The organism is Paraburkholderia sp. (assembly GCF_026225065.1).
Taxonomy (GTDB): Bacteria; Pseudomonadota; Gammaproteobacteria; order Burkholderiales; family Burkholderiaceae; genus Paraburkholderia.
This window is the reverse complement of sequence record NZ_JAMFSB010000215.1, coordinates 25,332-36,348: the sequence shown is the minus strand read 5'-3', so window position 1 is coordinate 36,348 and position 11,017 is coordinate 25,332. Positions and strand designations below refer to the sequence as shown.

11 protein-coding genes, 1 tRNA gene and 2 riboswitches are annotated in these 11,017 nt (G+C 60.7%); of the genes, 8 read left to right on the top strand and 4 right to left on the bottom strand.

Translation table 11 applies throughout. The features are described 5' to 3' along the window. Positions 1 to 393, top strand: a 393-nt coding sequence (locus tag M0954_RS15980; RefSeq protein ID WP_297354220.1) for a hypothetical protein, incomplete at its 5' end; no start/stop codon positions are given. Positions 394 to 653: 260 nt separating this feature from the next. On the opposite strand, the gene M0954_RS15975 is transcribed toward M0954_RS15980, so the two are convergent. After that, entirely contained in the window at positions 654 to 1,679 is a 1,026-nt protein-coding gene (locus tag M0954_RS15975) for a phage portal protein (RefSeq protein ID WP_297354218.1), read from the bottom strand. A gap of 343 nt (positions 1,680 to 2,022) precedes the next feature. Between M0954_RS15975 and M0954_RS15970 the strand changes: the two genes are divergently transcribed. Together M0954_RS15970 and M0954_RS15965 are read left to right on the top strand one after the other, a co-directional pair. Then, the gene (locus M0954_RS15970; RefSeq protein WP_297354216.1) at positions 2,023 to 2,304 is read left to right on the top strand and encodes a BrnT family toxin; all 282 of its coding nucleotides are present in this window, start codon (positions 2,023 to 2,025) and stop codon (positions 2,302 to 2,304) included. After that, positions 2,276 to 2,551 carry a BrnA antitoxin family protein gene (locus M0954_RS15965; protein WP_297354214.1) on the top strand — a complete coding sequence of 92 codons (276 nt, stop codon included), beginning with the start codon at positions 2,276 to 2,278 and terminating at the stop codon, positions 2,549 to 2,551. Before M0954_RS15970 ends, M0954_RS15965 begins: the two co-directional genes overlap by 29 nt. A 95-nt stretch (positions 2,552 to 2,646) precedes the next feature. Here M0954_RS15965 and M0954_RS15960 read toward each other — a convergent pair. After that, a tRNA-Arg gene (locus tag M0954_RS15960) sits at positions 2,647 to 2,722 on the bottom strand. A 286-nt stretch (positions 2,723 to 3,008) separates the two neighbouring features. On the opposite strand from M0954_RS15960, the gene M0954_RS15955 reads away from it, so the two are divergent. After that, on the top strand, positions 3,009 to 3,917 hold the full coding sequence (locus tag M0954_RS15955) for a c-type cytochrome (RefSeq protein WP_133892559.1): 909 nt from the start codon (positions 3,009 to 3,011) through the stop codon (positions 3,915 to 3,917). Positions 3,918 to 4,063: 146 nt separating this feature from the next. On the opposite strand, the gene M0954_RS15950 is transcribed toward M0954_RS15955, so the two are convergent. Beyond that, complete coding sequence (locus M0954_RS15950) at positions 4,064 to 6,148, bottom strand: UvrD-helicase domain-containing protein (protein WP_297354211.1); 2,085 nt, start codon at positions 6,146 to 6,148, stop codon at positions 4,064 to 4,066. Between the two features lie 145 nt (positions 6,149 to 6,293). Between M0954_RS15950 and M0954_RS15945 the strand changes: the two genes are divergently transcribed. Continuing rightward, complete coding sequence (locus tag M0954_RS15945) at positions 6,294 to 7,346, top strand: oxidoreductase (RefSeq protein WP_297354209.1); 1,053 nt, start codon at positions 6,294 to 6,296, stop codon at positions 7,344 to 7,346. 168 nt (positions 7,347 to 7,514) lie between these two features. Then, complete coding sequence (locus M0954_RS15940) at positions 7,515 to 7,862, top strand: hypothetical protein (RefSeq protein ID WP_122152913.1); 348 nt, start codon at positions 7,515 to 7,517, stop codon at positions 7,860 to 7,862. Positions 7,863 to 7,956: 94 nt separating this feature from the next. Here M0954_RS15940 and M0954_RS15935 read toward each other — a convergent pair whose 3' ends face one another. Further along, on the bottom strand, positions 7,957 to 8,757 hold the full coding sequence (locus M0954_RS15935; protein ID WP_297354208.1) for a hypothetical protein: 801 nt from the start codon (positions 8,755 to 8,757) through the stop codon (positions 7,957 to 7,959). A gap of 289 nt (positions 8,758 to 9,046) precedes the next feature. Beyond that, a riboswitch (glycine riboswitch) is annotated at positions 9,047 to 9,149 on the top strand. A 46-nt stretch (positions 9,150 to 9,195) separates the two neighbouring features. Next, positions 9,196 to 9,357, top strand: a riboswitch (glycine riboswitch). 84 nt (positions 9,358 to 9,441) lie between these two features. Here M0954_RS15935 and gcvT point away from each other — a divergent pair. Beyond that, positions 9,442 to 10,560 carry a glycine cleavage system aminomethyltransferase GcvT gene (gene gcvT, locus M0954_RS15930; protein ID WP_297354206.1) on the top strand — a complete coding sequence of 373 codons (1,119 nt, stop codon included), beginning with the start codon at positions 9,442 to 9,444 and terminating at the stop codon, positions 10,558 to 10,560. 66 nt (positions 10,561 to 10,626) lie between these two features. Beyond that, complete coding sequence (gene gcvH / locus M0954_RS15925) at positions 10,627 to 11,007, top strand: glycine cleavage system protein GcvH (protein ID WP_133892564.1); 381 nt, start codon at positions 10,627 to 10,629, stop codon at positions 11,005 to 11,007. Positions 11,008 to 11,017 lie beyond the last annotated feature (10 nt).

Genomic DNA, 11,017 nt, shown 5'->3' with positions numbered 1-11,017 from the left:
GCCTCGGACGATAGTAGTCTGATATTCAGCGAAAAATTTGACTACTTCCAATTGGTATTTTTAATTTCATATCTGGGCGGTGTGCCGCGTTTCGAGCACATCGTCCGATCGGCAATTGCTGTTTCTCTTACGCGATTCGAGGACGTTGACTGGGAGCAAGCCACCGAAAGTGTATTCTTGTTCTTTGACTTGCTAACATGTCCGTACGTCTCTCAAGACGAAAAACTGCAAATTGCGAAACTTGTCCTTCGGCACAAATCTTCGCAGAACATTAACGCACGCGCCGCCGATTTGATAAGCACAGTTGGTAACAGGCCATGGTTTTTTGCTTGGGACAAGCAAGCTGACCTGGCTTTAGTCCTGAAGAAAAAAGAGTTGCGGACGCCCTACTAGAGACGTAAGCTCCGCTTGGGATTTGCAGGTCAGATTGACCGAGGCTAGAGCTACGCGCAAGCGTAGCGAACACGACGAATCGGCCGCGCAAGCGGCCCCGGAGTCGCACCCAGACCTTAAAGCCGCTCCGATGGCGCCTGGCACCATTGAGGCGGTTGGTTGACGGACACACGATGAGCCGTGCACTTCCCCCCTTCGGGGCGTTTATCGCTGGGCAGGCGCCCGAACCGACTCTCTCCCGGCGACGAACGACACAATTTTCAATGCGCCTTTGCCGGTCCCAGTGAATATGGGGCGAACCGTACTACCTCATCCCCTATCCATTCGTTAACCTGTGCGAAACGGCGTTGCAGCGGTGCGATTTCGTTCACGCCGAACACTTGGGCCGCCGTGTCAGCAGCCCCAAACCCACCCGTATTGCTTGGCACGATCCCCATAAGCTGCGGCGGGATGCGGTGCGCCGCGAGTAAGTCGTCGCGCGTCACATTCTTGATACTGAAAAACTCGTCTTTCGCCGTGACCTCAGACACGGGTATGAGCTGAATGCCGTCTTTCTTGCCGTTCGGCGCGTACATGAACAGGTTTCGGAAATTGCCCGGTCCCTTGCTGTTTTTCAACGCCTCGCGCATCTTGTCGACATCGCTTTGACTCTGCGCCGCATCGGTCATGTACAGGATGAAACCGGCGTGCGAGCCATTCTCGTAATACTTGCGACGAAAGAGCGTTGCGGACTCGTTTAACCAGGCAGAGTGCAGGGCACCGAGATATTCAGGCAACCCGTACACCTCTTGGTTAATGTCCGGTTCCATCAAGTGATGCACCGAACCCGGCTCGAACTCGTGTTCGAGCTGCTGCAAGCCGTTGAGCTGCACGAAGCGTTGCAAGTCGATTCGACGACGCACGTATTTCGCCAGCGCGCGTTTGAGCGCGAGCGTGTTGCCGAGCCTTGCTTTTCTCTGCTCGATGTACGCGTTGCCGAACGTGAGAAAATCGAGCGCCCACTTGTCGAATTCCTCGCGCGTGAGCAACTTGTGCGGAATGAACGTGGACGAAAGCACGTTGCGTTTGAAGTAGATCGCCGAGCCGTGATGCACGCCGGCGCGAAACGTCTTTGCCAGCCCAGACCATGACACGGGCGGCTCATACCAATCGCCGGCCGCCCACGCTTGCACGTAGTCAAGGATTTCGGCCCCGTCCATCACCGGCACTGGATCGTCGAACGTGAAGGCCTCGGCCCTTGCCGGCGTCGTGCTCGATGCGTGAATGCTGCGCTTGCCATTGCTCATTAAGAAAACTCCATAAAGCCGGTATTGTTTGCGGTCACACCTTCTAGTGGCTCGTTATCTAGCGCGTGCAGACACGCCCAAGCTAGATCGGCATGCCCTGTTTCTTCGCTGCGGCTCGCGCAGCAACGCGACCTGTGCGGAATGAGCGTCACCGATAGCACGTTGCGCTTGAAGTAGATCGCTGAGCCCTGATGCACGCATGTGCGGAGGGGGACGCGCGTCAACTGTAAAAGCACTTCTACCCCGCACGAAGTCGGTACCGATCGCTTTCCCGTAACGACGACAAATAATCGCCGTCACAAAACCCATTGCCGCCCCACGTTTTTGTAACTACAATAACCGTATGAAAACAACCCACGACCAAGCGAAGAGCAATGCCAACGAACAGAAACACGGCGTGTCTCTGTCCATCGCTGAAGCGATTGATTGGTCGTCCGTATGGTGCGCACCCGACGATCGCAAGGATTACGGAGAGTTGCGCGAAATTGGCTATGCCGTGATCGGTGCCCGCCTCTATTGCGTCGTGTTCACGCAGCGCGGCGAGACCTTCAGGGTTATCAGTCTGCGCAAGGCCAACAACCGGGAGATTGATCGCTATGAAAAAGCAATCCAAATTGATTCGTAACACACCAGAAGAAGAAGCCGCGATTGCACGCGGCATCGCGGACGATCCTGACACGTTCGAGCCGACCGATGAACAGTTCGCACAAATGAAGCCGCGCGGCGGCCGACCGAAGCTTGCGCACCCGAAAGTCGCGGTAACGGTTCGATACGACGCCGAGATAATCGATCGCTTCAGGGCAAGCGGCGACGGCTGGCAAACGCGCATGAATGACGCGCTGCGCGACTGGCTCAAGACGCACCGCGTATGACGCACACTCCGCGCCATACTTGGGCGAACAGGTGTAATTTAGGTGTAGTTCAGGAAAGCAGAAACAGGCAGATTCGCTAGAACCCCTGTCAAAATTGGTGCGCCCGGCTGGGATCGAACCAGCAACCCCTGCCTTCGGAGGGCAGTACTCTATCCATTGAGCTACGGGCGCATTGACACGAAAAGCGCCGTAAAACCACAAAACCGGCACCAAATCGAGACCGAGAGGATACCCGGTTTCAGCCAACCCGTCCACCGACCGCCCGGCGCACGCCACGGGCGATCCAGCCCACGACCACCACCCCAAACCACCGATAGGGGTAAACGCCCGCTGAATACCCCCCGCCAGCCCTCGCCGCCGCTGAAACCTTCCGTCTATAATCGCCAGTGGCTATAAAGAACAAGGTCGTTGGCGTCACGCTGTACCGCTCACAATACCCACGGGAGACGAGACAAGCATGAGCGAAGCACCAAATCACGAAGCCCCGATCAAGACCCCCGGGCAGCTCATTGCGGCCATCATTGCTGGTTTTGCTATTCCGGTCGTCATCATCGTCTTGCTCGCGATCTACGCGGACAACTGGACGCGCACCGGCGCCGGTACGGACAGTCTCTCCGACACCGAGGTCAGCGCCCGCATCGCGCCGCTAGCCCAGGTCGACATTCGCGACGCAAACGCGCCGCGCGTCTACAAGACCGGCGAGGAAGTCTACAAGGCGGTCTGCTCGGCCTGTCACGCCACCGGAGCGGCAGGCGCACCGAAGTTCACCAACACCGCCGACTGGGCGCCGCGCATCGCGCAAGGCTACGACACGCTCGTCCACACCGCCTTGACCGGCACGGGCGCCATGCCCGCACGCGGCGGCACCAGCCCGGACGACTATAGCGACTTCGAGATTGCGCGCGCCGTCGTCTATATGGCGAACAATTCCGGCGGCAATTTTGCCCAACCGGCGGCACCGACCGCCGCGCAAGCGGCCTCAGGTGCTGCCGCGGCGGCTGCACCGGCGTCCGGCGCCCCCGCTGACGCCGGCGCGGCAGCGGCGTCCCAGGCCGCGGCCGCGCTTGCCTCGATCGCCAGCGCCCCGGCAGCCGCGCCCAGCGATGGCGCGCAAAGCGCGGACGCCTCGCAGGCCGGCAAGACGCTCTACACGCAGGTTTGCCAGGCGTGTCACGCTGCTGGCGTGCTGAATGCCCCGAAGTTCGGCGACAAAACCGCATGGGCGCCGCGTCTCAAGGACCCAATGGACACGGTCTACAACTACGCGCTGCACGGTAAGGGTGCGATGCCGCCTAAAGGCGGATCGAACGCGTCCGACGCCGACGTGAAGGCCGCCGTCGACTACATGGTCAGCGCGGCGAAGTAAGCGGTAACGCGCCCCGCCTGGGCGTCGGCTAAACGGCAACGCCCAAAGAAAAATCCCTGCACCGTGGCAACACGAGCAGGGATTTTTTACGTTCAAGCGCCGACTAGCAGCGCATCAGCGGATGTCACAGAGGCAAAAACCACCCCTCAAGGCTTCTGCAACAACGCCTTCAAACTAGCCAACCTATCCTTCGGCGTCATCGGCGCTTCCTCCGCCGTCGGCGGCGGCGCCTCGTCCAGCCCCATCTCAGGAATAAATCGCGACGGCTCGCACACCACCGTCTCCCGCGCGCGCTTTCTCTTCTTGCACCAGGTCAGATGCAAGCTGCGCTGCGCCCGCGTAATCGCCACGTACATCAGCCGGCGCTCTTCCTCGATGCGCGCATCGTCGATCGGCGCGTCGTCCGAGCCGCCGCGGTGCGGCATGATCCCTTCCTCGACGCCCACCAGAAACACGTGCGGATACTCGAGCCCCTTCGACGCATGCACCGTCGAAAGCCGTACCGCGTCCGGATCTTCCTCTTTGCCTTCGAGCATCGACATCAGCGCCACCGTCTGGATCAGACCCAGCAGGTTCTTGCCGGTATCCGCGAGACCGTCCGCGTTGTCGTAGCCGGTGGCCTCGGACCCCGCCGCAGGTTCCGGCTTGGTGCCCTTGCGCTTCAACCACTCCACGAACTCCAGCACGTTCTGCCATTTCGACTGCGCCTGGCGCTCGTCGAATGCGTCGTACAGATAGGCCTCGTAGTGGATCGCGTCCATCAGGTCGTTGAGCACCTCGGTGGCCGGATCTTTTTCCGCGCGGTCGGTGAGGCGCTGCATGAAATCGCAGAAGGTGCGCAGCGGCTCGACCTGGCGCACCGACAGCCGCGCCTCGATCCCGCCCATATACACCGCCTCGAACAGCGACACCTTCGCCTGACCCGCGAACGAACCGAGCGCCTCGAGCGTCGTGTTGCCCACGCCGCGCCGTGGTGTGGTGATGGCGCGGATGAAAGCGGGATCGTCGTCCGCATTGGCGATCAGGCGCAGATACGCGCAGATATCCTTGATCTCGGCCTTGTCGAAGAACGACTGGCCGCCCGACAGCACGTACGGAATCCGCTCACGCCGCAGCACCTGTTCGAAGATCCGCGCCTGGAAATTGCCGCGATACAGGATTGCGTAGTCGCGGAACTGCGTGCGCCGCTCGAACTTGTGCGCGGACAACCGGAACACCACGGATTCCGCTTCATGCTCCTCGTCGTTGCAACCCGTCACGGTGATCGTGTCGCCCATGCCGTGTTCGGACCACAGCTTCTTCTCGAACAGCTTTGGGTTGTTCGCGATGACGTTGTTGGCGGCCGTCAGAATCCGCACCGTCGACCGGTAGTTCTGCTCAAGCTTCACCAGATGCAGTTTCGGAAAGTCCTTGCCGAGCTGCGCCAGGTTTTCCAGCGTCGCGCCGCGCCAGCCGTAGATCGCCTGGTCGTCGTCGCCCACCGCCGTGAATGCAGCGCGCGGGCCGGCCAGCTGCTTTAGCAGCTCGTACTGGCACGCATTGGTGTCCTGATATTCGTCGATCAGCAGATAGCGCAGCTTGTTCTGCCACCGGTCGCGCACCGTTTCGTTCTTCGCGAAGAGTTCGGCGGGCAGGCGGATCAGATCGTCGAAATCTACCGCCTGATAAGCGTGCAGCGTGGCGACGTAGTTGCGGTAGACAATCGCCGCCTGGTGCTCGTCCTCGTTCGCCGCAATCGCCACCGCCTCGTCCGGCATGATCAGGCCGTTTTTCCATAGCGAGATGATCGACTGGATCTTGCGGATGAAACCCTTATCCGTCGAGCCGACCTGTTCCTGGATCATGCCGAAGCAGTCGTCCGAATCCATGATCGAGAACTGCGGCTTCAGGCCGACGTGCTCGGCCTCCTGACGCAGAATCTGCACGCCGAGTGAGTGGAAGGTACACACCGTCAACTGATTGACGGGCACCTTTCGGCCTTCCTTGCCGGGCGTGGTCAGCGTCTTGCCTTCGAGCAGCTTGCCAACGCGCTCGCGCATTTCCGCCGCCGCCTTGTTCGTGAAGGTGACGGCCGCGATATGGCGCGGCTCGAAGCCTTTGACTTCGATCAGATGCGCAATTTTCTGCGTAATCACGCGCGTCTTGCCACTGCCTGCGCCGGCAAGCACAAGACAGGGACCATCGAGGTAGCGCACCGCTTCGTTTTGAGCGGGATTCAGGCCTGCGGACATCGTGTTTTGGCGGGGGGTGTTGCGGGTTGAAGGTGCGGGCTGGGATGCTAACACGAAGCCGGCGACGGCTCGGACATGCCACAATTACAGGCCGCGCGTCGTCGCCGCGGTGGCAAAGCGGCGCGCCTTCTTGCAGGAAACTCACATGTCTGCACCGCTGAAAACAGGATTGATGGGTTACGGTTTTGCTGGCGCCACCTTCCACGCGCCGGTGATCGAGCACTGCGGCCGGGCCACGGTCGCCGCGATTGCGACGAGCAAACCCGAGCCGGCTCGCGCTGACTATCCGCGCGCCAACGTCGTGCCCGATCTCGATGCGCTGCTCGCGCTCGAGGACATCCAATGCGTGGTGATTGCCACGCCCAACGATACCCACTTCGACCTCGCCAAACGCACGCTGGAAGCCGGCAAGCATGTGGTGGTCGACAAACCGGTCACGCTGACGGCCACGGAGGCGCTCACGCTCGCCAACCTGGCGCTGGCGCGCGGCCTCACCTTTGCGCCGTTCCACAACCGCCGCTGGGACGGCGATTTCCTCACCGTTCGCGACCTGCTCGCCAGCGGTGAGTTGGGCCGCATCACCCACTACGAATCGCACTTCGACCGCTTCCGTCCGGATGTGCGGCCGCGCTGGCGCGAGGAAGCGTCGCGCGGCGGCGGCCTGCTGTTCGATATCGGGCCGCATCTGATCGATCAGGCGCTCACGCTGTTCGGCACGCCCGCTACCGTGTCGGCCACCGTCAAGACGCATCGCGACGGCGGCGGCGCGGCTGACTACGTTCATCTGCAACTCGGCTACGCGGATCTCGAAGTCGTGCTGCACGCGACCACCCTCGCTGCGCTCGCGCCGCCGCGCTTCGCCATCGACGGCACACGCGGCAGCTACGTCAAACGTGAACTGGACACCCAGGAAGATCAGTTGAGAGCGGGCTTGCGTCCCGGCGACGCTGGTTTTGCTGGCGGCAACGCAGCGGGTCTGCTGCGCGTACTGGACGCGAGCAATCAGGAAGCCGAACGCGCCCTGCCGACCCGCGACGGCGACTACGTCGGCTTCTATCGTTCGCTCGCGGCCGCCATCCTCGATGGCGAGCGCTTCCCGGTTAGCCCGCAGGATGCCGTCGACGTCATGACGATCATCGAACTGGCCGCGCGCAGCGAAGAGGAAGGCCGCCGCCTGCCCTTCGAGCAAATCCGCTGAGATCGCCGCGCAAGTCATGGCTTACATGCAGACAACCGCTGCTAACAGTTCCGAAAGGGACGCTCCGTTACAATATGTTTCTGAATTCAGGTCATCGTGCGGCAGCGGGAAGCCGTTGCTTCACGATATCGATCTAGTTCATCGATCACAAAGACAAGGAGTGAAGGTATGCAACGTTTCACCCGTGCGCTGGCAAGTTTGGCACTCGTTTCCTCGCTGGCCGCCTGTGTGGTCCCGCAACAGGCACCGCCACCGGGACCTAACCCGCACGAAATCGCCGTTCAGCGCCTGAATCAGGTTTACGGCCGTGCCGACAACCTGAGCCATCGCATCGACAATCATGTCAATCAAGGCTACTACCCGCCCCCGCAAGGCGGCGCATTGCATCACCGCCTCGACGTGATCCGTCAGGAAGCGCATGACATGTCTGCCCAGCATGGTGGCGGTCTGTCGGGTGAAGAACAGCGCGTACTGAACCAGGAACTCGACGGCGCAGCACACGCAATCGGCGAATAAGCCTGATTGGCCGTTTCGGCCAGCAATTGGGGGCGGCGAGCTGTTGGCGCCGCCCCTTGTTACGGGCGCTGACGTTCCAGCGCGCTTCGCGCATCTACTTCGCGACTCGTCTCTGCAAAGAAGCGAATACGGTCAGGTACTCTGGTCGACCCGTTGCGGCCGCCGCTATTTTCAGGGCGTCGAGCGTCACCAGTTCCTCACTGATACGACCCGCACCCGGATAATGCAGCGGCAAACTCATCGGATTCAAGAATCGCGTTTGCCAGTGCGATTCTGTCGCCAGCAGCAGTGAGACGAGGCGCTCGATCACGAAAGCCTTGATCGGCGTGGCGCCGCTCGTGTGATCAATGCAATCATTCAGCCGCTGTCCGAGCGGATGAATATTCTGCTCGGCGAGATCGAAAATGATCTCGGCCTTGCGGAACCAATGGCGCCAGAATCGGGGTTTAGCCAGAAAGTAATTGCAGAATATCGTGTTGCGAGAATCCATCACGAGGGTCTCCAGGTTACTTCCCGGCGCGAGCAAACCCACACTTTCGACAAATACAGGCCAGGCATCGTCGTGCCCTTGCGCCCCTTGTCTGAAGATGTTCGCAAATAGCGCTCCGGCGTCGTAGAAAGGCGAAAATGCAACGATGTCAGTCGCTGCATCGGTGCATGCCAGAAATTGATGGACATCGCCGGCAGTCAGTCCTGTTTTGGCCTTGAACTTCGGCGAGAGAAAGCCGTAAAACGCGTCATCATCCATCTCGTGATTGACGATGAAATTCCTGATCGGCCAGTACTCGCACCAGTCCGGGCGCTGGTTGACGTTATCGAGCGGAATAAATCCGCTATCGAGCGCGCGGCGGGTCTCTTCTGAATAGAAAATCTGATGGATGAAGGCCTTTTGCATCTTTCTGAGCTCTGGGTTCGAAACGGGTGTTTTTATGATGTGGCACGTGTGCGGTGCGCCTCACGCGCGATGCCGGGCGAGCGGTCGATAGAAGGAGCGGCAGTATAGGTGGCTGTTCCAGACAACAGACATGAGGTAATTCCGAAAACGGAACGGTGAGAAATGCGCTGACCAGGAACTGAGCGCGTCTTCGGCGGTGCGTTTTTTTTGTTCAGCGCAGGCCCGACGGGCCGCCCCGATGCCCTTCCCCGTCCCCATTTGACAAGCCTCCAGGCCTCGCGTACATTCGCCGCACGCGTCGGGAGAGAGCGTTGGCCGCCATGTTTTCGCGGGCCGCGCCGCCGAAGGGGCACACCCACAAACTCTCAGGCAAAAGGACCGGCTGCGTCGAAGAACCCGTCTGATTCCGGCATCGTCCGGGCTTCATCAGGCACCGGTTTTTCGCACTCTGGAGAGCGGCAGTAGCCACCGGCATCGACCATCATCGAGCCAGGCAGGCTGCCCACCGAAGGGGCGCGCGTTTCACCGTGGTGGCTTGCAAGCACTTGCAAACCCGCGCGGCAGCGCAATCTCTCAGGTATCGAGGACAGAGGGGTCATGCATGGCATCGCTCGCAGGCTTTTGGCCGCGAGGGATCAAGCCGCATGGCCTTTTTGTTATCCGTCGAGATTGCCTGAGGCCCTGATGACCGAACTCAAACACACCCCGCTTAACGCCACCCATCGCGCGCTGAAAGCCCGCATGGTCGATTTCGGCGGCTGGGACATGCCCGTCAACTACGGCTCGCAAATCGACGAACACCACGCGGTGCGTACCGACGCCGGCATGTTCGACGTGTCGCACATGTGTGTGGTCGATTTCACCGGTGAGCGTGTCCGTGCGTTTTTCGAACACGCGATTGCCAACAACGTCGGAAAGCTGCAAGCGCCGGGCAAAGCGCTCTATACCTGCCTGCTGAACCCGAACGGCGGCGTGATCGACGACCTGATCGTCTATTTCTTCTCCGAGACGCACTTCCGCCTGGTGGTCAACGCCGCCACCGCCGAGAAGGACATCGCCTGGTTCGGCAAGCTCAACGACGAAGGCGGCTATGGCTTGACCATCACGCCGCGCCGCGATCTGTCGATCGTCGCTGTGCAGGGTCCGAACGCCCGTGAAAAGGTCTGGCAAGTCGCGCCGTCCACCCGCACCTCCACGGAACTCCTCAAGCCCTTCAACGCCTCGATCGTCGAGAACACGCCGTTCGGCGAATTGATGATCGCCCGCACGGGGTACACCGGCGAAGACGGCTTTGAAATCGTGCTGCCGTCCACTTCCGTCTGCGAATTGTGGGACGCATTGGTGCGTCAAGGCGTGCGCCCGGCCGGTCTCGGTGCGCGCGACACGCTGCGCCTCGAAGCCGGCATGAACCTGTATGGCCAGGACATGGACGACAATGTCTCGCCGCTGGACGCCGGTCTCGCCTGGACCGTGGATCTGAATTCGCCGCGCGAGTTCGTCGGCAAGGCGAAACTCGAAGCCGACGGTTGCCAGTGCGCTTTCGTCGGATTGATCCTGCAAAAGGAAAACGGCAAGGCGGGCGGCGTGCTGCGCGCCCATCAGAAGGTCGTCACGCCGCACGGCGAGGGTGAAATCACCAGCGGCACGTTCTCGCCGACCATGCAGGAATCCATCGCCTTCGCACGCGTGCCGAAGGACGTGAAACCCGGCGATATTGTCCACGTGCAAATCCGTGACAAAGCGCTTCCCGCAAGCGTGGTAAAACTGCCGTTCGTGCGCAACGGCAAAGTTCTTGCTGCTTAAGCTTTCGTTGCGCGCGCTTCTCCCCCTTTTTAAGTTTTTACCGAACACACCGCATAGGAGCATCCGATGAGCATCCCGGCCGATCTGAAATACACCGAATCGCACGAATGGGTCCGCACCGAAGCAGACGGCACGCTGACGGTCGGCATCACCGACCACGCGCAAGAAGCGCTCGGCGACATCGTCTTCTTCGAAGTCCAGGAACTGGGCAAAACTGTGACCGCAGGCGACACCGTCGCGGTCATCGAATCCGTGAAAGCCGCTTCCGATATCTACGCGCCGGTTTCGGGCGAAATCATCGAAGCGAACACGGCTGTAGCCGACACACCGGACGCCGTCAACAGCACGCCGTATGACAGCTGGCTGTTCAAGATCAAGCCGGCAGCAGATGCAACGCATGACCGCCTGATCGACGCCGACGCCTATACGAAGTCCATCGGCGCCTAAGCATTCAAAA

Excerpts from the sequence above, each read along its gene's own strand:
- M0954_RS15955 (WP_133892559.1), top strand. The coding sequence starts at position 3,009 with ATGAGCGAAGCACCAAATCACGAAGCCCCGATCAAGACCCCCGGGCAG.
- M0954_RS15945 (WP_297354209.1), top strand. The coding sequence starts at position 6,294 with ATGTCTGCACCGCTGAAAACAGGATTGATGGGTTACGGTTTTGCTGGC.
- M0954_RS15970 (WP_297354216.1), top strand. The coding sequence starts at position 2,023 with ATGAAAACAACCCACGACCAAGCGAAGAGCAATGCCAACGAACAGAAA.
- M0954_RS15975 (WP_297354218.1), bottom strand. The coding sequence starts at position 1,679 with ATGAGCAATGGCAAGCGCAGCATTCACGCATCGAGCACGACGCCGGCA.
- M0954_RS15935 (WP_297354208.1), bottom strand. The coding sequence starts at position 8,757 with ATGCAAAAGGCCTTCATCCATCAGATTTTCTATTCAGAAGAGACCCGC.
- gcvH (WP_133892564.1), top strand. The coding sequence starts at position 10,627 with ATGAGCATCCCGGCCGATCTGAAATACACCGAATCGCACGAATGGGTC.
- M0954_RS15965 (WP_297354214.1), top strand. The coding sequence starts at position 2,276 with ATGAAAAAGCAATCCAAATTGATTCGTAACACACCAGAAGAAGAAGCC.
- M0954_RS15950 (WP_297354211.1), bottom strand. The coding sequence starts at position 6,148 with ATGTCCGCAGGCCTGAATCCCGCTCAAAACGAAGCGGTGCGCTACCTC.
- gcvT (WP_297354206.1), top strand. The coding sequence starts at position 9,442 with ATGACCGAACTCAAACACACCCCGCTTAACGCCACCCATCGCGCGCTG.
- M0954_RS15940 (WP_122152913.1), top strand. The coding sequence starts at position 7,515 with ATGCAACGTTTCACCCGTGCGCTGGCAAGTTTGGCACTCGTTTCCTCG.